The sequence below is a fragment of the Microcoleus sp. MON1_C5 genome (assembly GCF_036701875.1).
Taxonomy (GTDB): Bacteria; Cyanobacteriota; Cyanobacteriia; order Cyanobacteriales; family Microcoleaceae; genus Microcoleus.
On record NZ_JAUBRN010000002.1, the window covers coordinates 76706 to 102963 of the forward strand.

Annotated in this window: 19 protein-coding genes; 9 read left to right on the forward strand and 10 right to left on the reverse strand. The window is 47.3% G+C overall.

All coding sequences use genetic code 11. From position 1 onward, the window contains the following. The first annotated feature begins 655 nt into the window (after positions 1–655). The gene (locus QUA71_RS01615) at positions 656–2821 is read left to right on the forward strand and encodes a ShlB/FhaC/HecB family hemolysin secretion/activation protein (protein WP_333281393.1); all 2166 of its coding nucleotides are present in this window, start codon (positions 656–658) and stop codon (positions 2819–2821) included. A 415-nt stretch (positions 2822–3236) separates the two neighbouring features. On the opposite strand, the gene QUA71_RS01620 is transcribed toward QUA71_RS01615, so the two are convergent. Then, positions 3237–3785: a hypothetical protein gene (locus QUA71_RS01620; protein ID WP_333281396.1), complete on the reverse strand. Its 549-nt coding sequence runs from the start codon at positions 3783–3785 to the stop codon at positions 3237–3239. Positions 3786–3819: 34 nt separating this feature from the next. On the opposite strand from QUA71_RS01620, the gene QUA71_RS01625 reads away from it, so the two are divergent. After that, positions 3820–4068: a hypothetical protein gene (locus QUA71_RS01625; protein WP_333281399.1), complete on the forward strand. Its 249-nt coding sequence runs from the start codon at positions 3820–3822 to the stop codon at positions 4066–4068. Between the two features lie 170 nt (positions 4069–4238). Here QUA71_RS01625 and QUA71_RS01630 read toward each other — a convergent pair whose 3' ends face one another. The 5 genes from QUA71_RS01630 to QUA71_RS01650 all read right to left on the reverse strand — a co-directional run bounded on the left by QUA71_RS01630 (position 4239) and on the right by QUA71_RS01650 (position 6080). Then, on the reverse strand, positions 4239–4478 hold the full coding sequence (locus tag QUA71_RS01630; RefSeq protein ID WP_333281402.1) for a hypothetical protein: 240 nt from the start codon (positions 4476–4478) through the stop codon (positions 4239–4241). A 366-nt stretch (positions 4479–4844) separates the two neighbouring features. Beyond that, positions 4845–5057, reverse strand: a complete 213-nt coding sequence (locus QUA71_RS01635; protein ID WP_333281405.1) for a hypothetical protein — start codon at positions 5055–5057, stop codon at positions 4845–4847. Positions 5058–5098: 41 nt separating this feature from the next. Then, positions 5099–5329 carry a DUF433 domain-containing protein gene (locus tag QUA71_RS01640; RefSeq protein WP_333218638.1) on the reverse strand — a complete coding sequence of 77 codons (231 nt, stop codon included), beginning with the start codon at positions 5327–5329 and terminating at the stop codon, positions 5099–5101. 107 nt (positions 5330–5436) lie between these two features. After that, positions 5437–5841 (reverse strand): PIN domain-containing protein, encoded by a 405-nt coding sequence (locus tag QUA71_RS01645; protein WP_333281635.1) that lies wholly within the window; start codon positions 5839–5841, stop codon positions 5437–5439. A gap of 11 nt (positions 5842–5852) precedes the next feature. Then, a complete protein-coding gene (locus QUA71_RS01650) occupies positions 5853–6080 on the reverse strand; it encodes a hypothetical protein (protein ID WP_006633944.1) in 228 nt (75 codons plus the stop codon). Positions 6081–6335: 255 nt separating this feature from the next. On the opposite strand from QUA71_RS01650, the gene QUA71_RS01655 reads away from it, so the two are divergent. The 6 genes from QUA71_RS01655 to cruG all read left to right on the forward strand — a co-directional run bounded on the left by QUA71_RS01655 (position 6336) and on the right by cruG (position 17810). Further along, positions 6336–9239, forward strand: coding sequence for a two-partner secretion domain-containing protein (locus QUA71_RS01655; protein WP_333281408.1), 2904 nt, complete (start codon positions 6336–6338; stop codon positions 9237–9239). Between the two features lie 65 nt (positions 9240–9304). Continuing rightward, on the forward strand, positions 9305–12223 hold the full coding sequence (locus QUA71_RS01660) for an S-layer family protein (RefSeq protein WP_333281410.1): 2919 nt from the start codon (positions 9305–9307) through the stop codon (positions 12221–12223). 118 nt (positions 12224–12341) lie between these two features. Continuing rightward, positions 12342–14957 (forward strand): CHAT domain-containing protein, encoded by a 2616-nt coding sequence (locus QUA71_RS01665; protein ID WP_333281413.1) that lies wholly within the window; start codon positions 12342–12344, stop codon positions 14955–14957. Further along, entirely contained in the window at positions 14948–15145 is a 198-nt protein-coding gene (locus QUA71_RS01670) for a hypothetical protein (protein WP_333281416.1), read from the forward strand. The genes QUA71_RS01665 and QUA71_RS01670 overlap by 10 nt, the downstream gene beginning before the upstream one ends. An 88-nt stretch (positions 15146–15233) precedes the next feature. Continuing rightward, positions 15234–16175, forward strand: a complete 942-nt coding sequence (cruF, locus tag QUA71_RS01675; protein ID WP_333281418.1) for a gamma-carotene 1'-hydroxylase CruF — start codon at positions 15234–15236, stop codon at positions 16173–16175. A gap of 423 nt (positions 16176–16598) precedes the next feature. After that, positions 16599–17810, forward strand: coding sequence for a 2'-O-glycosyltransferase CruG (cruG, locus tag QUA71_RS01680; RefSeq protein ID WP_333281638.1), 1212 nt, complete (start codon positions 16599–16601; stop codon positions 17808–17810). An 89-nt stretch (positions 17811–17899) separates the two neighbouring features. Here the strand turns inward: cruG and QUA71_RS01685 are convergent, their stop codons facing one another. Continuing rightward, positions 17900–22093, reverse strand: coding sequence for an FG-GAP-like repeat-containing protein (locus tag QUA71_RS01685; RefSeq protein ID WP_333281423.1), 4194 nt, complete (start codon positions 22091–22093; stop codon positions 17900–17902). Positions 22094–22391: 298 nt separating this feature from the next. On the opposite strand from QUA71_RS01685, the gene QUA71_RS01690 reads away from it, so the two are divergent. Continuing rightward, positions 22392–23456 (forward strand): TIGR03032 family protein, encoded by a 1065-nt coding sequence (locus QUA71_RS01690; protein WP_333281425.1) that lies wholly within the window; start codon positions 22392–22394, stop codon positions 23454–23456. A 97-nt stretch (positions 23457–23553) separates the two neighbouring features. On the opposite strand, the gene QUA71_RS01695 is transcribed toward QUA71_RS01690, so the two are convergent. The 3 genes from QUA71_RS01695 to QUA71_RS01705 all read right to left on the reverse strand — a co-directional run bounded on the left by QUA71_RS01695 (position 23554) and on the right by QUA71_RS01705 (position 26077). After that, on the reverse strand, positions 23554–24192 hold the full coding sequence (locus QUA71_RS01695) for a pentapeptide repeat-containing protein (protein ID WP_333281428.1): 639 nt from the start codon (positions 24190–24192) through the stop codon (positions 23554–23556). Positions 24193–24636: 444 nt separating this feature from the next. Beyond that, on the reverse strand, positions 24637–25512 hold the full coding sequence (gene blaOXA, locus QUA71_RS01700; RefSeq protein WP_333281431.1) for a class D beta-lactamase: 876 nt from the start codon (positions 25510–25512) through the stop codon (positions 24637–24639). Between the two features lie 151 nt (positions 25513–25663). Further along, entirely contained in the window at positions 25664–26077 is a 414-nt protein-coding gene (locus QUA71_RS01705; RefSeq protein WP_333281434.1) for an MAPEG family protein, read from the reverse strand. Positions 26078–26258 lie beyond the last annotated feature (181 nt).

A 26258-nucleotide genomic window follows, 5' to 3' on the forward strand; every position in this document is an offset into this window, starting at 1 on the left:
TCAATTCCGGTTGCACTCCTCCGGAATTGTTGACTGTTGACTGTTGACTGTTGACGGGCGGGTCGAACAACTGAATGGTTGAGTGTTAACTGTTGACTCGATTTTATTATTTCGATGCAACCGGAAACGATATGATGCACCCAAATCAAAGAAACCGGGTTGTTTAGTGGCTTTGCGGGTTGTAAGTCACATCTTGCACTATTCTTAAGAACAGGCAAGATGCCTGTTCCACAAGAAAATTTATCTCTTGTGGAACAGGCATCTTGCCTGTTCATAAAAAGATTATTCAGAATGGTGCAATATCTCAGTTGTAGCGCGTCTTTTCGGACACAACCCGGTTTTTGGTTTACCCGGGCGTCCAGGACTGTTCTGGTCGCTGCCTTAGCATGAAAGCGTAGGTTTTGCAACCCAAAATATCGGCTTTTTTTTACTGTTTACGATCGACTTACACGATATTTTTTCGGATAAGAATCCGGTTGGTGCGTAAGTGTTGGGAAATGAACAGCCGTCGATCGACCTTTTGGTTTGTAGCGTCGCCGAAACTGTTGGCTGCGACGGCTGTTTCCTTTTTTGCTGTTAAGATTGATTTTTACTTGAGGGTGCTAAGTTCCTGAAAATATTTTCCCCCACTTAAGCGAGATAATAATTATATTATATGGCTTGTCGATCGCAAAAACTATTTTTATTCGCTGGTATTTTTGGGTTAGTTTTGTTGGGAAAACCAGCGCAAACATCCGCTAGCACAGTTGAAATTTTGACCTCAAATGTTGAGGATTTGGCAGCAGTCAGCAGCGGAGGCGATCGAGCTTTAGCCCCCAACGATACCACTTTTGACAAACGCGAAGACTTGCCGATAAAAGACGAGGAAACGCAGTTACCCACAGAGTCAGAACAATCGGTGGCGGCGGAAACTCCCGACTTACTGCCGTCTGCAGCAAATTCAGTCGATGTGACATCTTACACCATTCTCAAGAACAGGCAAGATGCCTGTTCCACAAGGAGTGAGTTTTCTTGTGGGGTGGGCATCCTGCCCGCCCGTAAAAGGCTTATTGACAATGGTGCCACATCTCAGGCCGATCGCACATTCAGCACAAAAACTCAAGAAACCGAGCTTTTTAACTCAGATCAAAAGCTAGAAGAAAATATTGACCGACAAAAAATTGATTTGGGTATCGATCGCGACTTGCAACTGAGTCAACTGCCCAACCCAATTTTGCCGCGAGAACCCGAATTACCAGCTCCTGAGCCGCCGCAACCGCCTGCGCCGTCTCCCCTCCCACCCACCCAGCCAACACCCGCTGAAAGCGAAATTACACCGGGGATTCCGGGTACAATAAAGGTCGCTGGGTTTGAATTTGAGGGCAACACGGCTTTTAGCGATCGCGAACTCGCAGAAGTTACGCAACAGTTTGCGGGGCGCGAAATCACCTTTGCAGAACTGATCGCAGCGGAAGCAGCCGTCACTCAAAAATATGTAGCGGCAGGATACATCAATTCCGGCGCTGTAATTCTCGCCAACCAAACCTTTCCGAGAGACGGAGGTGTGGTGAAAATTCGGATTGTGGAAGGCGGATTAGATGAAATTGTGATTACTGGAAACAGGCGCTTAAATTCAAATTACGTGCGATCGCGCCTTGAGCGCGCTACTAGACGGCCCCTCAATCGCTCTCGGTTGCTGGAAGCCTTGCAACTGCTGCAACTCGACCCCTTAATTGCCAATATTTCCGCCGAATTGCAAGCCGGAAGCCGCCCGGAAAACAGCCGCTTAGAAGTGCGGGTAAAAGAAGCAGACAGCTTTAGCGCTGAAGTGTTTGCAGACAACAACCGATCGCCCAGTGTCGGCAGTTTTCGGCGCGGTGTTCGCATCAATCAAGCAAATTTGCTCGGTTTGGGCGACGGATTAGAGGTATCTTATGCTAACACCGACGGCAGCAATGAATTCAACGGCAGCTACACAGTCCCCGTCAACGCGCGCAACGGCACGATAGGGTTCGCTGCGAGTGCTGCTAGCACCAACATCATCGAGGAACCGTTTGATGCTGCTGAAATTGAGGGGAAATCGCGGACTTACGAGTTAACTTACCGCCAGCCGATTGTCGAAAAGCCCGATCGCACTTTGGCTTTGGGACTGAGTTTTTCGCGGCAAGAAAGCGATACATTCCTGTTGGGGGAACGATTTGCGCTTTCGGCGGGAGCCAACGATCGCGGCGAAACCCGGGTTTCGGCTGTGCGCTTTTTTCAAGAATACGTGCAGCGGAGTTCCAACCAAGTGTTCGCGGCGCGATCGCAATTCTCCGTCGGCACTAATCTGTTCGGCGCTACTGCGAACGATAGCGGGCGTGACAGCCGCTTTTTGGCGTGGCGCGGACAAGCCCAATACGTGCGGCTGCTAGCGCCAGAAACCTTGCTGATTGTGCGTTCCGATATTCAATTAGCCGATCGCCCCCTGCTTTCCCTAGAACAAATTGGGATCGGCGGCGTTCAAAGCGTGCGCGGATACCGCCAAGATTTGCTGTTAACTGATAGCGGTGCGATCGCGTCTGCAGAAGTGCGAATCCCGGTTTGGCGTGTCCCGGAAGTCGAAGGTTTGTTGCAAGTCGCTCCGTTTATCGATTTTGGGGTAGGGTGGAACCAGTCGGAGGAAAAGCCGAATCCTGACTCGGATAAACTGCTGGGTGCGGGTTTGGGGCTGGTTTGGCAGATGGGCGATCGGTTGAATGTGCGTTTAGACTACGGTATTCCTTTGATAAATGCTCGATCGGGCGATCGAACTTTGCAGGAAAAAGGCTTATACTTTCGGATTAATTATTTTCCGTTTTAAATTGTAGGTTGGGTTGAGTGCGATCGAACCCTACGGTTCGCTTCGCCCAACACTTTCATCTTTAGCGCTGACGGTCAAATTTTATTAAGTGGCGGCCTCGATCGCACGATTAAACTGTGCGATGTCGCAACCGGATGTTGTATTAGGACGTTGATGGGCGATCGGCTGTATGAAGGCATGAATATGCGAGGCCGGGCGGGATTGACGAATGCTCAAAAAGCGACCTTGAAAGCGTTAGGGGCTTTGATGTGACACTCCCTGGTCTCTAGCTTGCTTCCTGCAGGGTAGACACGGAGTTTTTGCGTAGGCTTCTGCAGAAATGGTTTCTATTGTTGTTCAGCGGGGATTTGTACCACTCATAAGGTTCCTGGTCAGCGGTTGCCGATATCTTTGCACCTCACCCAAGCGGATTGGGTCAATCCGCTGCACCAGGGTTGTTAGGCGGCTGATTTTTGTCCCGTTTTTTTTTATACCACTTCCAGATAAAAGGAGATATTGGTACAAGAATACTTGCCCATAACCACTCCAAATTACCAGAAACAAAAGTTGATATCTGCTGACCTACAGAAACATCTACTTTAATTGTCTTATCAAATGTTCGTATAACAAGTGGTACTTTTTGATTCGATACATTGATAATTGCTGACAGCGTAAGATACAGATTCTGATTCCCATCTTTCGTAGGGGTGACTTCCCATTTCCACTGCGTTGTTTTACCTCTGTATACAGCCTGTTCCTGTGGAACTAATGCCTCAATCTTAAAACCTTGTCCAGAAAGGTCTGCTTCCATTCGATTTGATATCTGTACTCGTTCCGACTCAATCTGCTCATGAGACTTCAAAGAAGATTGAAGCTCTTGGACAGATTTGGTTGACGATAAAAGCAATTCGATGGTTTTAGGTTCTTCAAACTGCATTTTCTTGGGTGTGTCAAATGCAATATTCCCCCATTCGAGGTTAGTCACTATCTCATCCACAATACCCATAGAGGTCGGAGGTATGGGCGAAGCACTAGGTGAAGGCATAGGCGGCGACATGGAAGGCGTAGGTGAGAATTCTGGAGGAGGCGAATCACTAGGTGAAGGCTCGCTAGGTAAAGGCATAGGCGACATGGTGGGAGCCGAACTCTGGGTGTCTGGAAGAGGAGGCGAGTATGTGATCGCCACATATGCCATAAAAATCACGATCGCAATACCAAGTAAAAAACCAAAGATTGCAAGCTTATTTCTCATAAGTATTTCTAACTAACGCCTTTTTTCATCAAAAAGTAATTTCATGCGGATAAGGTTCTCTATCGCACGATTAAACTATGGGATGTCGCAACCCGAAACTTTATTAGGACGTTGATGGGCGATCGGCTGTATGAAGGCATGAATATTCAAGGTGTAACGGGATTGACGACTATTTCTACTGACACTTTAAACTGTCCAATCTTCGATCAATAACCCTGTTACTTTACCAAAATCTCTCTGATTACGGGTTAACAAAATCAACCCACGGAACATTGCAATTGCCGTGATCCGAGCATCCATCTTTGCCCGTTTAATCCGTTGTGACTGTAATCGATCAAATGTTGTAGCCGCACCTGCCTCGAATAAGACAAGGGGCAAAACTTTGAAGTCACTAACGAGCCGCGCCATCATTGTATAACCTTTCACTACGTCATCCGGGTTCAATACTCCGGACAGTTTTTGGAACGAGACTACAAGCTTTACAGGGCAAGGAGCATAAATAAAGTCGAATTAAATGCAACTCAGGGGTGGAGCTAACATTGATTTAATTATCCACAGTCGCTCAAAGTCCTAGAGAATAAGCCATTGGGCCATATAAAAACTGTCCGGACTATTGCGGGTTACGAGCACGATTAATATAAGCGTGACAGCCAAGCATCTGTTCATGAAACGTTACAGTCGATACGGCAAAATCTGATAGTGGGTACTGAGCCATGCGCGTCGAAAGGTTGCTAAAATCTCTCCCTGCTTGACGTTGAAGAATACTCAGATGATCTGTATCCAGTAAATATTTCATAGCTCATCTTGAGCTTCGAGGAGAGACTCATCCCCTTGGCGAATCGCTCGTCCATAGGCAAGTAGCTCCTCAAAGGCAGGTTCATCTTTGAAAGACCCTATAATTTGTTGCAACCAATTCGTTGGTTGAGAAGGCACAATTTGCTTCTGCAACTGGGCGATCGCTGCTTCCACTACTGCAAGCCGTTCCTCTAAAGTGTTAATTGCCATTTGAGTATTCCCTAATTAATCCTTCCTATCCTAAAGTAATTTCATGCGGATAAGGTCGCAGTCATAAACCGACGCTCACGGTCAGCAGCATAAGCTATGCAGGCTTTTAAATCTTCTCGCGTCAGATCGGGAAAATCATCGATAATTTCTGCTTCGGTCATCTCGGAAGCCAGGTACTCAAGCAGTTCATAAACCGTAATTCGTAAGCCGCGTACACAAGGCTTACCACCGCGTTTATTGGGTTCGATCGTGATATGGTTTCGGTAGTTCATAGTTAGAATTATCGCGATCGTGTTCTCGACCTTTGCAAAATCTTAGCCTATGGCTGTGGCTCTGGCAAGGTTGTCAATCTTGTTTTTAATACGATTTAACCCTTATTCTACGTCCCTAACTGCTGCAACAACTCTTGAATGGATAAAACAGGTATAGGCGAACTCAAGAAACCTTTATTATCGCGGGTCAGAATCGCATCTAACCCTTGAGCAACTGCACCAAAAACTTGAACAGCATCTTCAAAATCAACCAAACCAGAGTTGAAAGCTGATTCCAAAACGGCTCGATCAATAGGACAAATGACCATAGCAGTCAGCGTTTCTAAAACCGCTTGCCGTGCTTGCTCAACGCTGCGAGTATGTTTGCGAGAAATGTAGAAAATATCCGTGAGCGTTGTCGCTGTAACATAACCGATTAGTTGCCCAGCATCGATCGCTTGAAACAACAACTCCGCATCTTGAAAAAATGGCTCTCGCTGCAACAGAAAATCTAGGACAATGTTGGTATCAATTAAAACTCTAACTAAAGATACTTCTCCACCCGTCGCGCTTCCAACATTGCAGCCACGTCCTCATCTGTCGGTGCGGGTTGGTCTGTCTTTAGCAAGCCTCGCATCCGCTGAATCGCACCAGAACGATCGGCCCTGGCAACTGGCTGATCTTGTAAGGACTCAATGATGGCGCCCACTAACGCAAGGCGATCGCTCGGTGGCAGTTTGAAGACCAGCTCCTTGACTTCTTGTAGTAACATAGACGGCTCCTAAGATTGAAGGTGTCTACCATCTAGTATGAATGATCGGACGCATATTCTACACACATATTTAAACAGAAACAGATTTCCTCAGCCGTCGCACTGAAAAAAGCTATCTTTATTATATTGGGGAAAAGTCCACTTTAGGGGTGAAAGAGAGTCGATCGAACACTGGGACGATCGCACTGATATAATCCAAATATATAATTCTGATGGAACCGGAAACGATATTATTTATATAACAGGATTAAAGCTATGTCTCGCCTGTCTTCCGGCCTACTTTTTGTTTTCTTATTGCTATTTCCCTCGAAAACCTTTGCCCAAATCATCCCCGATAATAGCTTGGGTCCGGAAAGTTCCCGCACAGTTCCCGATACTATCAATAACATACCCTCAGATAGAATCACTGGCGGCGCAACTCGTGGCGTTAACCTCTTTCATAGCTTGCGCGAATTTAACATCCGTGAAGGGCGGGGAGCTTATTTTGAAAATCCCAGCGGAATTGCTAACATCTTCACCCGCGTTACGGGCGGCAACCCTTCTCATATTTTAGGAACTCTGGGAGTTTTAGGCAACGGCAACTTATTTTTAATTAATCCGAAAGGAATTATATTCGGCCCGAATGCGCGGTTAGATTTGCGCGGCTCCTTTATCGGTTCAACTGCTGACAGTATTGCGTTTAATAACGGCTTTGAATTCAGCAGCACCAACCCGCAAACATCCCCGCTGTTAACCGTTAATATTCCCGTTGGTTTAAGATTTAGAGACAATCCCGGTGCAATTGTCAATCAATCGACGGCTGTAGGAAAGGTAAACCTGCCAGCCTCTGCTGTGCCCATCCCAATTAGCGATCGAGTTGGTTTAGCAGTAGAACCCGGTCAAACTTTAGCACTGATTGGCGGCGACATCCAACTGCAAGGCGGCAATTTAACCGCCAGCGGCGGACAAATTTTACTCGGTAGCGTCGCCAGTCCCGGATTAGTTAATTTTGCACTGGCTCCTCCTGTTGCTCAGCAGGGGAATTTAGCTTTAAATTATGACAATATTCAAAACTTCGGTAATATTCAAATATCCGATGGAACCCTTATCAACACCAGCGGAATTGGTGGTGGCAGAGTAGAGTTAAAAGGTGGAAATGTCGCCCTCAGCGGGGCGCGAATTTATGCGCTGACACTGGGAAATATTGATGGTAGAGGTATCGATATCAGCGCCCAAAAGTTACGATTGGAAAACGGATCGCAATTTTCTACCCTGACTCTAGGAGATGGTGCAGGAGGCAATATCAACATCCGCGCTGCTGATTCAGTAGAAATGATCGGGCTGGGAGTTGAGGGCTATCAACAGCTTTCAATTAAATATTTGGTATCGGGAACTACAGACCCGTTTGACCCGCTATTTGTGCTGTTTAATGCTAGTGCTGGCGCTGGTTCGGGGGGGAATATTACGATCGACACCGGCCGCCTGCTCTTCAACAATGGGGTAGTAGGTAGCGGTATCACTTTTGGTGGTGGAAATGGCGGAAATTTAATCATTCGCGCCAATACTTTCGAGATGGTGGGTTCTGGAATTAACAACGGAACAGCTAAAGAAAGTAGCGGTGCGGGAGGAAGCATTAGTGTTGATGTCGCGAGATTAATTATGCGCGATGGTTCTATTCTCGGTACGACGAGTTACAGCAGCGGCCCGTCAGGGAATATCAACATTAAAGCTGCTGAATCAGTAGAATTGTCTAACAGCGGCCCGACAACAGTTGTGTCAACCGGAATTACCACCCTGAGTATCGGCTCTAACGGAAGGGCGGGGAATATTAACGTTGATACCAAGCGGTTGACTCTCTCTGGGGGTTCTGCGTTTACAGTAGGAACGGGTGTGTTAATTGGCAGGTTTTTGTTTTCTAGGGATGGGGGGCCTGCTGGAAATTTAACAGTTACGGCTACTGAATCAGTAGAAATTTCAGGTATTTCTCAACTTTTGAGCAGCGGAATTCAGAGTGCTAGTGCGCTGAGTTCTGGAACTTTGAGTTCGAGTCCGGGCGGGGATATTCGCATTGATACGCCAAGCCTAACCGTGCGCGATGGGGGGGTAATTTCTACGAGTTCTTTGGGGGTGGGAGATGTGGGGAATATTACTGTTAATGCCGATCGCATTGAGGTCAGCGGCAGCGGAAATAATGGTCTTTTTATCAGTACAATTGATGCTTCGGTGGGCAAGATATTTGGTACTAATCCCCAGGCGACGGCAAATGCCGGTTCGTTGAATCTGAATGCCGATCGACTAATTGTCAGAGATGGAGCTACAGTCACGGTGCAGGCTACGGGAACCGGACGCGCTGGTAATATTAATGTTGTTGCAAATTCGATCGCTCTTGACAACAAAGCGATGATTGACGGTACGACTGTATCAGGTACAGGAGCAAATATTAACCTGCAAGCGCGAGACATCCAATTGCGCCGCAACAGCCGAATTACCACCGATGCAGGCACTTCTGACGGCGGCAATATCAACATCAACAGCGACATTCTTGTCGCCCTCCCGCAAGACAACAGCGACATCACAGCCAACGCCCGCACAGCAGGCGGCGGCCGCGTGAATATCAATGTTCCCAATGTTTTTGGTTTTACAGCAGCGAGTCGCGAACAAGTCAGAAACAGGTTGGGGCTCAGTGACGCCGAATTTGCAGCGTTGCAAGTAAGTCCTACATCTCTGCTTCCCAGCAGCGACATCGCGGCGATTTCCCAAAGTGGCGGCCCGGCTTTGCAAGGGGCGGTAACATTTAGTTCTGTGGGAGTGAATCCCGTTCAAGGTTTAGTGGAACTGCCGCAAAATGTGGTGAATCCGGCTGCGTTAATTGCTGCAAATCCCTGCATCCAAGGGGCCGAGAACGAGTTTACTGTGACGGGGCGGGGGGGATTGCCACCGAGTCCTCACGAGGTTCTCAGCAGCAATTCTAACCAGTTTAATTGGGTGGAACCAGCCGTAGGTGCAAGTCAGCAAGTAGAAGGCCAAAGAGCATCCATAGAAGTTCGGCCAACAGAAATTATTCCTGCTCAAGGTTGGTTAATAGATGAGCAAGGAAAAGTAACCCTGGTAGCCTATAATTCTGGTGGTGGTGCATCTCTTCGCAGTCCGAAACCGACGGGTGTTTGCGTACCTCAATAGGTACTCTTCAGGTTTTAGCTAATCCGTCGCTATTTTTCTAATATTAAATTAACCAGACTTCAAAGATGCGCCGCCAATCTTCCGCCCTATTTTTTGCATTCTTACTGCTGTGTCCTTTCCCTGCGATCGCTCAAATCATCCCCGATAATAGCTTGGGTGCAGAAAGTTCGCGCACAGTTCCCGACACGATTAATAACTTACCATCGGACAGAATAGAAGGCGGTGCAACTCGCGGCGTTAACCTCTTTCACAGTTTACGCGAATTTAACATCCGTGAAGGGCGGGGAGCCTATTTTGCCAATCCCAGCGGAATTGCCAACATCTTCACCCGCGTTACTGGTGGCAATCCTTCTAATATTTTAGGAACTCTGGGAGTTTTGGGAAACAGTAACTTGTTTTTAATTAACCCAAAAGGGATTATCTTTGGCCCCAATGCTCGGTTAGATCTGCGTGGCTCATTTATCGGTTCAACTGGTAGCGGAATTCTTTTTGATAATGGCTTTGAATTTAGTGCAGCTAATTCTAATGCAGTGCCATTGTTAGCGATTAATATTCCTGTGGGTTTAAGATTTAGAGAAAATCCCGGCACAATTGTTAACTCTTCCCAAACAATGGCCCCCAAATCAGCCTTACCGCCACTACCCATAGAAATTCCTGCTTTTGAAAAACTCGGTTTAGCAGTAGACCCCGGTCAAACTTTAGCATTAATTGGGGGTGACATTCAACTCCAAGGAGGAAATCTAACTGCTTATACCGGACAAATTCTTCTGGGTAGTGTCAAGAGTCCAGGTTTAGTGCAATTTGAACCAACAGCTTTAGGTCTGAATTTAAACTATGGCAATATTCAGAACTTCGGCAATATAGAAATGAACGGTGCATTTATAAATACCAGCGGGTTAGGAGGTGGGAAAGTCGATATTCGAGGTGGAAATATTAATCTTAATGGTTCAGGAATTTATGGACTGACACTCGGAAATATCGATGGTAGAGGCATTAATATCAATTCCCAAAACTTGCGAGTAGAGGGGGGGGCGCAAATTTTCGCCTCCACACTGGGAGAAGGGAGAGGAAGCGATATCAACATCCGCGCTACTGACTCACTAGAAATGATTGGGTTGGGAATTGAGGGCTATCAGCAGCTTACAGAAAATTTTCAGACATCTGGAACAGGCAATCCCTTTATTTCGCAAATTGTTCTGTTTACTAGCGCTATTGGCAGTGGAGCCGCCGGAGATATTAACATTGAAGCCGGACGGCTGTTGATGAGCAATGGGGTAGTGGGCGGCGCCCCCACCTTTGGTGCTGGGAATGGCGGAAATTTGAATATCCGGGCCAACACCGTCGAACTCGTCAGTTCAACGCTCTATAACGGAACAACGAACGAAAGCACTGGTCAAGGCGGAAACATCACTGTTGAAGCCCAACGGTTAATTCTGCGCGAGGGCGGTGCGTTTGCCAGCTTCAGCCTGAGTGATGGAGCATCGGGGAATATCGCGATTAAAGCGAGTGAATCTGTGGAATTATCGGGTAGTCTTCCTGTAGGTCTAGGGCAAACTCGGCTCGGCACGAATACTTTTGATGGGAATGGAAAAGGTGGGGATATTACGATCGACACTAAGCGGCTGAGTGTTTCTAATGGAGCCACAATTAGTTTAACTACGGGTGCGATTTTTGGCGAAGTCGTGTTTTCTACAAGTGGGGGGACGGGAGGAAATTTAACTGTGAGAGCCTCCGAGTCTATAGAAGTCAGCGGCGACTCAAGATTTTTGGCGAATGCGGGCTATGTAGCAAGTTCTTTTGTTACTCAAACTGCAAGTTCTGGTAGAGGTGGAGATATCCGCCTCTCAACACCTAGACTAACTGTGCAGAATGGCGGCGTTATTTCTGCGGCTTCTTTGGGTATAGCCGATGCAGGAGATATTACAATTAATGCCGATCGCTTAGAAGTGCAAGGTATTGGGAGCAACAGTCGGTTGAGGAGTGGAATTGAGGCCTCGGCTGGTAGGGCGTTTAATGCTGTCAATTCCAATGCTAGCGGAAATGCCGGCTCGTTGAATTTGAATGCTAATCAATTGATTCTTCGGGATAGCGCAGTCGTTAACGTTCAGTCTTTAGGAACAGGTAGGGCTGGCAATATTAATGTTGTAGCTAACTCCATTGCCCTGGAAAATAAAAGCATAATTGATGGCACCACAGTCACTGGTTCCGGTGCTAATATTAACCTCAAAGCGCAAGATATTCAGTTACGGCGCGGTAGCCGAATTACCACCGATGCAGGTATTTCTGACGGTGGTAATATCAGAATTAATAGCGGTATTTTGGTAGCTTTACCCCGAGAGAATAGTGATATTACAGCTAATGCTCGCACAGCTAGGGGCGGACAAGTTACGGTCAATGTACCAAATATCTTTGGCTTTACAAGCCTTAACCGCGAACAAGCTAGGAGTAGTTTAGGACTGACTGATGCTGAATTTGCAGCGTTGCAAGTAAGTCCGACTTCTCTAATTCCTACCAGCGATATTGCGGCTATTTCCCAAAGTAGCGGCCCGGCTTTGCAAGGTAGTGTAACATTTAGTGCTTCTGGGGTGAATCCTGCTCAAGGTTTAGTGGAACTGCCGCAAAATGTGGTCAATCCGGCTGCGTTAATTGCTGCAAATCCCTGCATCCGAGGGCAAGCAAGCGAGTTTACCGCTACTGGGAAAGGAGGAGTGCCAGCAAGTCCTAATGATGCCCTCAGCAGCGCTGCATCGCCGTTTCCGTGGGTGGAAGAGGCAGGAAGAGATGCAACGAGCAATGTAGGGGATTTAACGGATGTAGCAGATAGACCGAAGTTGGAAGAAGGGGAAATCCGGGATCGGGAAGTTGTTCCGGCGCAAGGTTGGGTAGTGAATGGGAAAGGAGAAGTTACGCTTGTTGGATATAATCCGGGTAATGCTGCTGACTCTCGCAATCCTCGACCGATTTCTGTTTGTGTGCCTCGTTGAAATTAGTTTTTTTAACCGCAGATGTAGGCGGATTAACGCGGATTAACGCAGATAAAGAATAATATCTATTTGGGTTAGTTAGTATGTGTATCTGCGGCTGTAATTTTATTTTTTAAATATGAAGCTTTCTCGATCGCTCCGGCAAGTAATTCTGTTATTTGTGATTTCCTGTCTGCTATCCGTTGCGATTCCTCCCGGAGTTGCTCAGGTTAATCCACCGCCAGCGGTGCAGCTTGTCCGTCAAGCTCGAACTCTTTACCAAGAGGAACGTTTTTCGGAAGCTGTACCGCTGTTGCAGCAAGCGGCGGCGCAGTTTGAGGCAAAAGGCGAAAATCTCGATCGCGCCGCAGCTTTGAGCAATTTAGCTGCAACCTACGGGCAGTTGGCGCTTTGGGAACAAGCAGAACAAGCTGTGAATTCGAGTTTGTCGGCTGTGCGAACACAGGCAAAAACTCCCGAACAGCAGCGGATTTTGGCTGAAACTCTCAACATTCAAGGACAGTTGCAACTCGAACGGGGGCAGACTCAAGATGCGATCGATATTTGGACGCAAGCTGCTAAAATTTTCGAGCAAATTGATATAAAAAACCAACTTTTTCAAGTTCAAATTAATCAAAGTCGGGCTTGGGAAACTCTCGGACTTTACCCCAGAGCTTGCAAAATTCTGTTAGCTTCTTTCAAGCTGGAAAACCAAACTTGCGAAGTTTCGGCAGCGGGTTTGGAAAGTTTGAAAAATGGGTCGGTTTCTCTCGAACAAGTCCGGGCAATTCATGCTTTAGGGCGGGTGCTGCGGGTTTTGGGACAACTGGAACGATCGCATGATGTGCTGTTGGCTGGACTCGAAGCAGCCCAAAAATTAGGTAGCCGACCAGAGGAGGCTGCAATTTATCTCAATCTGGGCAATACGGTACGGGCTAAAAGCAATAAACCGGGTTTGACACCCGAACAGCGGGGTGATTGGGAACGCTTTGCCCTAGAGTATTATGCTCGATCGGCACAGGCGATGCCGGATCGATCTCTCCTACAAATTCAGGCAAAGTTAAACCAATTGAGTTTGTTGGTCGATAGCCAAGATTGGTCTAAGGCAGAGGTTTTGTGGCGTTCCATCGAACCTCAAGTCGCTCAATTTGGCTCGAATCGCGCCGGACTTTACGCTCAAATCAATCTAGCTCAAAGCTTGATGAAATTAGCTCAGTCGCCTGCGAAAACTTTGAGTTTAAGCGAGATTGACACAATGCTCGATCGCTCTGTCGAACCAGCAAACAGTTTGGGCGACAAACGAATACAAGCTTATATTCTGGCAGCTAAAGGCAAACTATCGGAAATCCAACAGCAGTATCAGAAAGCGGAAAATCTCACAACTGAGGCTTTGAGTTTAGCACCGGCGTTTCAATCTCCCGATATTGCTTACCAATTGTTTTGGCAACTGGGACGGATTCGGAAAGCTCAGGGGAATACAGAAGGGGCGATCGTTCAATATACTCAAGCTGTGAATGTACTGTCTTCTCTGCGGGGCGATTTGGTGACAGTCAATCCCGAAGTGCAATTTTCGTTTCGGGAAAGTGCCGAACCAGTTTATCGGGAATTAGTCGGGCTGCTTTTGCAAGAGGAATCTCCCAGTCAAGCTAAATTGAAACTGGCGCGCCAAACGGTGGAATCTTTGCAGTTGGCGGAATTAGACAACTTTTTTCGGGATGCTTGCGCTGATGCTAAACCACAGTCGATCGAGGAAATCGATCCTACAGCGGCGGTGATTTATCCGATTATTTTGAGCGATCGTTTGGAGGTAATTTTGTCAATTCCCGGCAAACCTCTGCGCCGCTACACTACTAGGAAGTCTCAAGCCGAGTTGGAAACTGCGTTCAGACAAGCCAAAAATGTCATCCGGCCTGCTGCTTTCCCCCGCGACAGGAGGCGACCGGTTGAACAGGTTTATGACTGGTTAATCCGCCCCGCAGAGGCGGATTTGGCGGCTAGCGGGATTAAAACCCTGGTATTTGTGCTCGACGGTTACTTGCGGAATCTGCCGATGGCTGTGCTGCACGACGGTGAAAAGTTTTTGGTAGAAAAATACAGTATTGCTTTGGCGCCGGGACTGCAACTGCTGGCACCGAAACCGCTGAGGGAAGTCAAGTTAAAAGTGCTCACCGCTGCCCTCTCCGAAGCGCGTCAAGGCTTCTCGGCTTTGCCGGGGGTGAAGGAGGAAATTCAACAAATTGCAGCCGAGATGCCGGCGAGTTCGCTGCTGAATGAAGATTTTGTCAGCGGGCGGTTGCACGATCGAATTAAAGCTTTGTCTTACCCGATCGTCCATTTGGCAACTCACGGTCAGTTTAGCTCGAATGCAGCGGATACTTTTATTGTGACTTGGGATCAGAAAGTGAATGTTAGGGAGTTCGATCGACTGCTGCGAGCCCGCACTGGGGAGAAACAACAGCCGATCGAACTTTTGGTTTTGAGTGCTTGCGAAACTGCTTCGGGCGATAACCGCGCGGCTTTGGGTTTGGCCGGGGCCGCCATTCGATCGGGTGCCCGCAGCACCGCCGCCACCCTTTGGCAAGTCAACGACGAATCTACAGCTATCTTTATGACTGAGTTTTACAAGCAACTGGCTTCTTCTAAAACCAGCAAAGCTGAAGCCCTCCGCAACGCTCAATTAACCCTGCTGAAAAACCAACAGTATCAGAATCCCTATTTCTGGGCACCTTTCGTGCTTGTGGGCAATTGGCAGTAATCTTCGATCGGGAATGGGGCATCGGGAATGGGGCATCGGGCATCGGGCATCGGGAATTGGGCATCGGGAATCGGGCATCGGGAATGGGGCATCGGGAATGGGGCATCGGGCATCGGGAATTGGGAATTTGGCATCGGGCATCGGGCATCGGGCATCGGGCTTGCAGTCAACAGTCAACAGACAACTGACAACTGACTGAAATGCAGTTGGTTTTTTGTTAAAGTTTGTAAACTGTTAAGAGTGCTTTCTGCATCTAATATTTTTTCGAGGAGTCCCATGAAGCAACTTTTGATTGCTGAGCGCTTTTGCCTAATTGCCCACGTCTTCTCAATGGCTTTTGGATTGGCAGGGTTGCTGCTGATTTTACCCCGTCCCGAATTGGTGATGAGTTTGCCACCAGCAGGGCAAACGCTATTCCAGTGGGGGATGGCTGGGGGTGGAGTAGTTTATATCATCTTTGGTGCAGCAGCAGTTGCTCTCTATGCCTTGCGGACGTTGGGTTGGGGTGCAACTCTGGCTTTTTTACTGCCTTCTGTATTTTTGTCCTTGAGTAGCGAGTTGTTGGGAACGAGTACGGGTTTTCCCTTCGGCCACTACCACTATTTGAGCGGTTTGGGTTACAAAATTGCAGGGCTGGTTCCGTTTACAATTCCCCTCTCGTGGTTTTATCTGGGACTGGTTTCCTATGTAATTGCTCGCGCTGGATTAGCTGGCGGTAAAGGTGAACTCAACTGGGTGCGCCAAATAGGGGCGATCGCCCTTGGTGCTTTGCTGCTAACAGCTTGGGATTTTGTACTAGATCCGGCGATGAGTCAAACTTCTGTGCCTTTTTGGGAGTTTGAGGAACTTGGGGCATTCTTTGGGATGCCTTACCGCAATTTGGCTGGCTGGATGGGTACGGGCGCGCTATTTATGTCTGTAGCAGCTTTCTTGTGGAGAAAAACACCGATTAAATTAGAGCGATCGGAATTGGGTTTGCCCTTAATTGTTTATTTGGTAAACTTTGCTTTCGGAGCAATTATCACTGTAACTTCGTTGGATTCTCGGTTCTGGTTCCCGACATCGCTAGCGGTGCTTCTGGGCGTAGTTCCGGCGATCGCGTTAAGCTGGATCGCTAAACCCGCAGCAGGTGACGTAACCGAAACAATGCCGTCTTTGGATACATCTGTTATCGCGGCTGAAATTCCACCTCAGCCCGTGGGCGTTTTGCGTAAGTGAGTTGCTAGCGAGCAACGGCGCCTGATTTAGCAAAAATTTACACTAAATTTTGAGCTAGTTTAAAAACCCGGTTTCTACAAAAAACCGGGTTTTTCAGCGGCGATTTTTTCATTCCCAATTCCTGTAATATGTTTGAGGTCAAAATTTTATTAAATTTTTAAATTGATACCACTTACAAAAAAAATTAACTGTAAATAAGCTCCCAATCCATCTCCCAATACGGTTGCTGTTAAGCTCGATCCCCCCTAGCCAAGGGCGGGCACGGGGGCACCGCCCCTACTAAGGGGGGGACAAGAACTTACTCTTGCGTCCCCCAACAACCAGGGGGATGCGAGGGGGATCTCCGAGGAATAAATAGTTTTAACCCAACCGTATTGACCCATATCCAGTAAGTCATTCCCAATTCTTCAATTGTTTAATAGTATGGTTTCCCCGATCGCCCCGAACCTGTTCCCCCAACTGCTGACAACTATCATTCCTGTCGCACTCCTGCTGCTGCAATTGCCCGCCGCAGCCCTTCTGATGTCGCGGTTAATTAAAGGCCCATCGCGCATCCCGCCCCTGGAACCCGATTCGCCGACGCTGGATTTGTTAGGTGTTTGTACTGCGGTAGTACCGACTTTGAACGAAGCCGATCGAATTTCGCCTTGTTTGGAAGGATTAAGCCGCCAAAGTTACGAACTCCGAGAAGCGATCGTGGTTGACAGCTATTCGGTAGACGGAACCGGAGATTTAGTCAAAGCAGCAGCACAAAAAGACCCCCGGTTTCGCCTGATTAACGACGATCCGCTGCCTGCGGGCTGGGTAGGGCGTCCCTGGGCGCTGAATGCGGGTTTTTTGGCAAGTTCCGAGAAGTGCGAGTGGATTTTGGGGATAGATGCGGATACTGTGCCGCATCCGGGTTTGATTGCGAGTTTACTCAAAACGGCGAAAGCTGGAAATTACGATTTGATTTCGCTGTCGCCGCAGTTTATCCTCAAGTATCCGGGGGAGTTGTGGCTGCAACCTGCTTTGTTAATGACTTTGGTTTATCGGTTCGGGCCGACAGGGACTGGCGGGGATGTGCCGGAACGGGTGATGGCGAACGGTCAGTGTTTCTTATGTAAGCGCGAGGTTTTAGTGGCATTGGGGGGCTATGAGGTCGCGAGGGGTTCGTTTTGCGATGATGTGACTCTGGCTCGCTATGCGGCTGCTAAGGGCTTTAAGGTGGGCTTTTTGGACGGGGCAAAAGTGTTGAAGGTGCGGATGTATGAGGGGGCGATCGAGACTTGGAATGAATGGGGTCGATCGCTCGATTTGAAAGATGCTGCTTCTGGCGGTCAAATTTGGGGCGATTTGTGGCTGTTGCTGGCGGTTCAAGGTTTGCCGGTGCCGATTGTGTTGTGCTATTTGCTGTTTGGTTCCCTGCCGCCGGTTGGTGTATTTCCCCACTTTTGGCTGTTGGGATTGAATGTATTTTTGGTTGCTGTGCGATCGGCTTTGTGTTTGGCGATCGCTCCTTCTTACGATACAACTGGGGCATCGGGTAAATGGCTGTTTTGGCTGTCACCTTTAGCCGATCCGTTGGCGTTTTTGCGTATTCTAATTTCTGCTTTAAATCAGCCTACTCAGTGGCGCGGCCGAAAGTATGAATAGTCGTTAAATTTTTGCTAGACCTTTTAAAATTGGTAGAAGTGCGAGCGCCCTTATTTTATCGAATGGGCGATCGTACTTTTCTTGATTTCCTAAATCAACCGGAAATTCGCCGATATAATCGCATTGGCACTCACTCCAATCATCACACCTAACTCCTCTCCTGTCAAGACATTTTTGATGAGAGTTCCCTGAGTATTTTGAGTGATTGCTAACTGGCTAAAACTCAAACCTCCGCTTAATCCAATCAAATCTTGACCGCTTGTAAAATCAGCAATAATATCAAATCCTTGACCCGCTTTTAAGGCAAAGATATCGTTACCGCTACCGCCAATCAAACTATCACTCCCCAATTCTCCGTAAAGAATATCATCACCTTGACAACCAGTGAGAGTATCGTTGTCTTCGCCTCCGTAAATAGTATCATTTCCTTCACACCCTCCCAGGATACCTGCTTGTTCATTACCGCTGATGAAATCATTACCTTCACCGCCACAGATGGTATCCGAACCCTGATTTCCAAACAGGTAGTCATCACCTTGACTACCAAGCACTATGTCATTCCCTTTGCCTCCAAATAAGGTGTCATTATCCTTACCGCCATCGATGAAATCATCATTTCTATTCCCATAAACTATGTCATCATCTTCCCGGCTATTGATAGAGTCATTGCCTTTCCCTCCAAAGATTACATCATTGCCCAAGTTGCCAAGAATAAAGTCATTATTTTGATCTCCAAATAGGATGTCATCACCTGTGCCACCGCTGATAAAATCATTACCTATGTTGCCGTTGAGGATGTCCTCGCTGTCGCCACCATATAAGTTGTCATCCCCCGATTTGGCATCGAATATATTGCCCAAGTTACTACCGAGTAATTCATCGTTTTTGGCAGTGCCTATTGGAATTTCCGATACACCGAGTATGGTGTTTTCAACTGAGTGAGGTTGGTTTAAGTTGGGATAGGCAATATCATCGCAGATGCACTCATCGTTGGGGAGGTTATTAGTTATTGGTGTCGGTGTTTCCGCAGGGCTTGGTGTCGGTGCCGATGCCGGTGTCGGTGTTTCCGCAGGGCTGGTTGGGGGTGTTGGTGCCGGTGTCGGTGTTTCCGCAGGGCTTGGTGTCGGTGCAGGTGTAGGTGCGGGTGCGGGTGCAGGTGCGGGTGTCGGTGTTTCCGCAGGGCTTGGTGTCGGTGTTTCCGCAGGGCTTGGTGTCGGTGTTTCCGCGCCAATATTAACGTTTAAAGTCCCAAAATTGGTTGCAGCATTCAAATTGCCAAAACTATCTTTAACCTGATTTGCTTGCAACTGAATAGTGTAAGTTTCCTTATTCTCCCAACTGCCCCCAGGAGGAGTAAACGAATAAGTCGCTGTCCGAGGCGTACCATTAGTATTAGTATCGACACTGACAAATTTTCCAGGAATCTCACCCCCAGACCAAGTGATCAAAACATCAGCACTATCCAAACTTGAAACATCGACACCATTATCATCGCTGAAAGTGACCCTCAAACTTTGACTCGATCCTCCAGTGGTAGTAATGCCAGCCGTACCATTTAAACTCGCACCTGGCGGAGTTTTGTCAATGTTATAAACTTCTCCTGTTAAATCACCATTACCAGTAATTGCACCGCCTAATGCAACTCCCAAGCTATTTTTGATGCTGTCATCATCTTTCAACTTTAACTCGATCGCGCCACTTCCCGTACCTGTGTTAACTTGCAGTTGGTAAGTCTTAGCATCCACAGCAGTTAAATTGCCAATAGTTGCACCAGTTACAACAGGTGGTACTAAAATAAAGTCAGAAACATCAACTCCTGTAACATCCTCAGAGAATTTAATTTCGTAGTTAACAGTAGCCGCAGAAGTGGGAGATGGATCAAGGCGGTTGATGGATGTAACTGTGGGGAATGTGTTGTTATAAACAACGGTATTGTCTGTACTTGTACTGGCAGTATTGTTATTGCGTGCTATATCAGTAACGCCGTTAGCTTTGATACTAGCAATTACATTACCGCTACCTGTCATCCCGTCAACAGCGACGGTGTAAATAGGGCCTCCCCCTGTGATGGTTGGCCTTAATGTTCCCGTTGCTGTACTTGCAGTTAGGTCGATATCGCGGAAATCAAAACCTGTGACTGGTTCGCTAAAAGTGACGGTAAAGTTGATGGGTTCAGAAGCTGTCGGATCGGTTTGTGCTGTTGCTTGGTTGATAGTAACAGTGGGTGCAACACCATCAATAACTATGGCTTTACTACCGCCGAGGGAGTTAGCTGAGGCTAAAGCGGGGAGAGTTAATAGGGCATCTACATCCAAATTATCTTTAATGGTGCCACCGTTGAGGGTGAGGGCGTTGGTGGCGAGGTATTGCAAGTCATCGGAGGTGTCTCCGGCTTGTACTAGATAGTTGAAGGTGAGGGTTGTACTGCCGCTACCACTAACATAAGTGGCAAACCGATCTGTTATACCGGTTTCTAGTTGCAGTTGGGGAGTAGCGGTGACGGTGACAGCTTCATCGAAGGTGACGGTGATAGGAATTGTCGTACCTACGCCGTAGGTGCCGTTGGCGGTAGTAGCGCTGACAGCAGTAACTTTGGCGGTGTTGTTGAGCAGGATGGAGACGTTGTTGCTACCAAGGTTCGCCACAGCTAAATCAGGTTTCCCATCGCTGTTGATGTCGCTGATGCTTACGGATCTGGAGTCAGTGTCAGTAGGGAAGGTGACTGGGGTGGCGAAAGTGGGGGTGGTGGCTCCGGTGGCGGTGGTGTTGAGCAGGATGGAGGATCTGGTGCCCTGGTTCCCTACTGCTAAGTCAGGTAAACCGTCACCGTTGATGTCGGTGATGCTTACGGATCTGGGGCCACCGCCACTACTGAAGTCAACTTTGGTGGTAAAAGTGGGGGTGGTGGCTCCGGTGGAGGTAGTGTTGAGCAGGATGGAGACGTTGTTGCTGCCCCAGTTCCCCACAGCTAAGTCTGGTTTGCCATCGCCGTTGATGTCACCGATGCTGACGGATCTCGGCTGAGAGCCAGTAGGGAAGTCAACTTTGGTAGCGAAGGTGGGGGTGGTGGCTCCGGTGGCGGTGGTGTTGAGCAAGATGGAGACGCTAGCGCTGCTCTCGTTTGCCACAGCTAAGTCTGGTTTGTTGTCGCCGTTGAGGTCGCCGATGGTGACGAATTCGGGTTTAGTGCCAGTAGGGAAGTCAACTTTGGTGGCGAAAGTAGGTGTGCTGGCTCCGGTGGCGATGGTGTTGAGCAGGATGGAGACATTGTTGCTGTTATAGTTCCCCACAGCTAAGTCTGGTTTCTCGTCGCCGTTGATGTCGCCGATGCTGAGGGGCCAGGGCTTAGTGCCAGTAGGAAAGTCAACTTTGGTGGCGAAAGTGGCGGTGGTGGCTCCGGTGGCGGTGGTGTTGAGCAGGATTGAGGCAGTGTTGCTGTCTCTGTTTGCCACAGCTAAATCCGGTTTGTCGTCGCCGTTGAAATCCCCGAGGCTGACGGATGTGGGAGTAGTGGCAGTAGGGAAGTCAACTTTGGTGGCGAAAGTGGGTGTGCTGGCTCCGGTGGCGGAGGTGTTGAGCAGGATCGAGGCAGTGTCGCTGTCTCTGTTTGCCACAGCTAAATCTGGTTTGCCGTCGCCGTTGATGTCGCCGATGCTTAGGGAGATGGGGCTAATGCCAGTTGCGAAGGTGACATGGGTGGGAAAGCCTAGTACGCCGGTATAGGTTTTGAGGGTGGCTTTTGTCAGAGCAAGTTTGGGCGCTTGCGGGGATGGAGGGATGAGTTGAGAGATATCCCAGTTGCCGGCCTTTTTGCTGTTACCCGTGGTAGTGGGGTTAGCGGCGATGTTTGCGCCTGTGAGTTGGTAAAGTTGATTCAGGAATTGGTGGCCTCTCTCCCCGGCTGCTACGTTACATCCATATAAGATGATGCTGGCATTGGCAGTGAGGCTGTTTCGCCACCGTTGCAACTGTTGGGCGTAGTTGTGTATGTTGCTGCTGTTAAGTTCTGTTGCGCCAAAGTATAGGCTGCCAGGGCTACCATGTGAGATGATGTGTAGCGCTTCGATGCTTGTATGCTGAGCTAAAAGTGTGGTGATTTGCTCTAGGGCATCCGGCTGGCTTTTGAGGATATAGGTTGCAGTACCCCTTTTGATCCCAGAGGCTATGTGGTTGCTGTCGGGTACTGTGGGGTCAAGGATGACTATTGCCGTTAGCTTGTTGTTAATACAGCCAGCGAAAGGAAAGTTTTTGTAGAGGCGGTTAATTGGAGGTAAAGTTTTCATCTGCTTGTGCTTCTAGTAGAATGCCTTGTTGCTAAGCAGCAAAAGTTCAGTCGCTTGATGTGAGTTAAGAGGCGGTGTTTCTACCTTGTGGTAGATGGCACGCTAGGCTTTTAACTACTAGAATTTACCATCCGTTTCCTTCGAGTGTTAGTGGTTCAGTTGTTTCATTTACAAATCTTTGTATCTTTCTGGGCGATTTTACACAAATTATAAAAAGACTCAGATGATGGGGCGGTTGAAACCGCAACTACAGAAACTTTCGTCCACTCCTAGCGGACTAAAAAATTTTCTAGATTCTATGAATAACGATCGCACAAATTTCAACACAACCTACGAACACGAGATTTTTGGCGATCGCGAGTTCCCAATTTGGCTAACTCAACAACAAATCAGCCTCGCTTGCACTACCTATCAAACCAGCAGGTTAATGTTAATTGGTGCTGTGCCAGAAACCAACAGAATCTCGGCTTTTTGGCGAATATTCGATCGCGCAATGGGCCTTTTCTGCACGCCGGAACGCCTTTATTTAAGTTCAAAATATCAACTCTGGCAATTAGATAATGTCTTAGAAGCCGGGAAATTATACCAAGGATACGATAAATTATATATACCAAGAATCGGTTATACTACAGGAGATATCGACATTCACGATATCGCTGTGGATAAAAATAATCAAATCATTTTTATTAGCACTTTGTTTAATTGTATCGCTACAGTGAGCGATCGCCACAGTTGCAAACCTCTCTGGAAACCAGGTTTTATCTCACAATATATAAATGAAGACCGCTGTCACCTCAACGGTTTGGCGATGGTGGCTGGGGAGGCGAAATATGTCACAGCATCGAGTCAGTCGGATGTGGTGGATGGCTGGCGCGATCGCCGAAAAAATGGCGGTATAGTTATTGATATCGAATCTAATGATATTATCGTCACAGGATTGTCAATGCCGCACTCACCGCGCTGGTATCAAGACAAATTGTGGTTGCTGAATTCAGGGAGAGGCGAATTAGGATATGTGGATTTAGAGACAGGGAAATTTGAGGCAATTACGTTTTGTCCGGGCTATGTGCGAGGACTGGCATTTTGGCAAAATTGGGCAATTGTTGGACTCTCGAAACCTCGGGGTGGTGACAATACTTTTAGCGGTTTAGAATTGGATGAGTTATTGGTAGCAAAGGATGCTGAGCCTCGCTGTGGTATGATGGCGATTGATTTGACTACTGGGGCGATCGTTTACTGGTTGCGGTTTGAAGGAATTGTCACGGAACTCTATGATGTGCAAGTGATTCCGACAGTCCAAAAGCCTATGGCTGTAGGTTTTCAGACTGAAGAAATTGCTCAGTTAATTACTTTGGAACTTTAACCGCAGATGGTGGCGGATGTACGCGGATTAACGCAGATAAATGTTTACAGGATTTACCCACGGGGTGTGAGAGAGAGTATTTAAGCGGGATTTGGTATTACTCAAAAATCGCGCCATTTAACGAAGTTTTTCTTAAGTCTACTCTAGCTAAATTTACACCTCTTAAATCAGTACCTGTTAAACAAGTATTGCTTAAATCTGCATAACTCAAATCGGCACCTCTGAGATTAGCATCAGATAAATTTGCTCCTGATAAATTCGTCCTCACAAGTTGCGATCCACTCAAATTGCTGCCACTCAAATTTGCCGATTGCATTTGTGCTACCATTAAGTTTGCTTTGCTTAAATTAGTGCCGCTGAGGTTAGCCAAATTCAATTTAGCATAACTCAAATCAATGTTTTCCAAGCAAAGTTCGCTCAATTGCGCGCATCGCAAGTTAGCATTAATAAAAAACCTGTCTCCAATCGCATAACGGCGCAAAAATTCGTCAACTGCAAGCCGAATTAAAACCGGTTCGCAAGTATTTTGGTAGCACCACGATGTCTCCAATAAACTAGCGGCTGCTTCAATTGCTACCTTGTCGCATTTAGAGAGCACCAAACTATTGCACCCATCCCACTCACCGTTGAGCATGAATGCCATCTCAGAAGCTGCTGCACTTGAGTCGCATAGCAAAACGGTTTCTGGTTTGGGTTGCAGCCAGTTCATTAAACCGATCGAGCTCAGGTTTTTCATTGTTGATTCAGGGTTTGTGCGTCTTCCTTAATTATAGTAGACCTCTCCCCGCGCTGAAGCGACGCGGATTCTAAACTGTTGCTACTGCGGTACTTTTTATCTAGTTCTTTAAAAGATAGGACTTATATAGTTTACGGTAGTTTCGGAATGATTAAACCACAGAGACCACAGAGGGAGCTGAGGAAGAAAAAGAGAGATAAATAATTCCGATACCGACGGATTTGATATTACGCACACGGGGCAAAGAACCAGGTTTTTGCGTCAAAATCTCCGGGAGAAATCCACATTTTTTGGGAAAAATCGGTTTTTTTTCGTAAGTCTAAAAGATGTACAAGACTCGGCTTCCTACGATCGAACTCAGGCATCGAATAAATGGGTGTTTTGGCTGTCCCCGTTAGCCTATCCGCTGGCGTTTTTGCCAATATAAGAGAACAAATAACGCACTTACAGCAGCGCAAGATCCTTGAAGCAACGGCGCGTTAACTCTATTCTGGCCGCTCCGTCATTTTGGTTGCGGATGTCAATGTTTGTAGCAAAAAAGTAAACATTTTTATCCTTTTCTAAATAACCTACATACCAGCCAATTTGAGGCTTTGTTTGTTCTCCAAAATTTGCCCAGCCTGTTTTGGCTCTAATTGTGTAATCTGGAGTTTGTTCAACAATTATGATGTCTTTCACCAGAGACAGCGATCGCTCAGAAAAGGGTAAGTCATTTTTGTATAGACGGCGGAGAAATTGAATTTGCTCGTTGGGTGTGATTCGCAGTTCTCCCTCTAACCAGAATTTGTCAATATCGTCTTTGTTACCGATTTTTTGGTTGCCATAACCGACTTTAGCTACCCATTTTTGCATTTGCTCGTGTCCGACTCGGCGGGCGAGAACTTGGTAAAACCAAACGGCGGAAAGTTTCATGGCTTCTCTCATATTCAAGTCTCGATTCCATGCGGGAATTTGCCTTTGAGTTCCATCCCAAGTTAGAATGGCAATCTCATCTGAAATTACCCCTGTTTCTAAGGAAATCAGAGAGTTGAGAATCTTAAATGTAGATGCGGGTAAAAAAGCTGTGGCGTTACGCTGCGGGTTGTGTTGATAAATCCGATCGCTATTCAAATCGTAAATTGCGATCGAGCCTTCAACTCCTAGTTCTTGAAAGTGCCGTCCAAAATTCATTGTCTCAGCAACATCTCCTCCCCGTCGTGGAGATTCTTGCACGGGAGGTGGCACGGTTAAGGCTGATTGCGGTGGCCCAACTAAAACAAAAGTAATGCAGCCTAATACAATTAAAATAACAGCGATCGCACGACGAGATATTCGGTTCATAAACTTCGATAATTTAGCCAAATCACAGGCATTAATGTCACAGGGGCGATCGACTTGTAAGGTGCGTCTGACTTACGCTGTGTAAGCAACAATTAAGGTTTGCCCCTGACGCATCCTACTATCTAGAGGTTGCAGTTGCATAATTTCTCACCTACAAAACTGCCATAATAGTTAAGGCGACCAAACAGCTTAACTGAATTACTAAGCTGAAGAACCGAAACTTCGGATCGAGGCCAGCAATGTGAATCACTGAATGTACAAGCCGAAATAGGATGTACACAACAATCAGCAAATCTACTGCTGTTCCTGAAACACCCCTAACTGTTAGAAGAAAAACAACTCCCAAATACAAAGGCAGGTTTTCTATCAAGTTGGATTGTACTCGAAATAGTCGCCAAAGCAAGCTGTCGTCGTTCTGTGTGCTGAAATCTTTTACAGATCCGCCCGCAGATAGATGCCGAATCCTGACTGTCAGCAGCATAACAACAACTGCGATCGTCCACAAAATGAAAATTGCTAAACCCCAGAGAGGGAAAGTCATATTTGTCGGTTCAATTTGCATCATATTTCTACCTTGCGAAACTGCTGCTAAGACTTTAGAAAAGTTAGATCGAATTCTGTAACATCGTCGGGCGTCAAATCCAGCCAACAGTCAACAATCACCGACGGTGCAACCGGAATCGATAGAATTCATCTGCGTTAATCTGTGTTAATCGGCCCTCATCTGGGGTTAAAAAAAGAGAAGG

Excerpts from the sequence above, each read along its gene's own strand:
- QUA71_RS01625 (WP_333281399.1), top strand. The coding sequence starts at position 3,820 with ATGGGCGAAGCACTAGGTGAAGGCATAGGCGGCGACATGGAAGGCGTA.
- QUA71_RS01660 (WP_333281410.1), top strand. The coding sequence starts at position 9,305 with ATGCGCCGCCAATCTTCCGCCCTATTTTTTGCATTCTTACTGCTGTGT.
- cruF (WP_333281418.1), top strand. The coding sequence starts at position 15,234 with ATGAAGCAACTTTTGATTGCTGAGCGCTTTTGCCTAATTGCCCACGTC.
- QUA71_RS01650 (WP_006633944.1), bottom strand. The coding sequence starts at position 6,080 with ATGTTACTACAAGAAGTCAAGGAGCTGGTCTTCAAACTGCCACCGAGC.
- QUA71_RS01615 (WP_333281393.1), top strand. The coding sequence starts at position 656 with ATGGCTTGTCGATCGCAAAAACTATTTTTATTCGCTGGTATTTTTGGG.
- QUA71_RS01640 (WP_333218638.1), bottom strand. The coding sequence starts at position 5,329 with ATGAACTACCGAAACCATATCACGATCGAACCCAATAAACGCGGTGGT.
- QUA71_RS01665 (WP_333281413.1), top strand. The coding sequence starts at position 12,342 with ATGAAGCTTTCTCGATCGCTCCGGCAAGTAATTCTGTTATTTGTGATT.
- QUA71_RS01685 (WP_333281423.1), bottom strand. The coding sequence starts at position 22,093 with ATGAAAACTTTACCTCCAATTAACCGCCTCTACAAAAACTTTCCTTTC.
- QUA71_RS01705 (WP_333281434.1), bottom strand. The coding sequence starts at position 26,077 with ATGATGCAAATTGAACCGACAAATATGACTTTCCCTCTCTGGGGTTTA.
- QUA71_RS01635 (WP_333281405.1), bottom strand. The coding sequence starts at position 5,057 with ATGGCAATTAACACTTTAGAGGAACGGCTTGCAGTAGTGGAAGCAGCG.
- QUA71_RS01655 (WP_333281408.1), top strand. The coding sequence starts at position 6,336 with ATGTCTCGCCTGTCTTCCGGCCTACTTTTTGTTTTCTTATTGCTATTT.
- QUA71_RS01690 (WP_333281425.1), top strand. The coding sequence starts at position 22,392 with ATGAATAACGATCGCACAAATTTCAACACAACCTACGAACACGAGATT.
- cruG (WP_333281638.1), top strand. The coding sequence starts at position 16,599 with ATGGTTTCCCCGATCGCCCCGAACCTGTTCCCCCAACTGCTGACAACT.
- blaOXA (WP_333281431.1), bottom strand. The coding sequence starts at position 25,512 with ATGAACCGAATATCTCGTCGTGCGATCGCTGTTATTTTAATTGTATTA.
- QUA71_RS01695 (WP_333281428.1), bottom strand. The coding sequence starts at position 24,192 with ATGAAAAACCTGAGCTCGATCGGTTTAATGAACTGGCTGCAACCCAAA.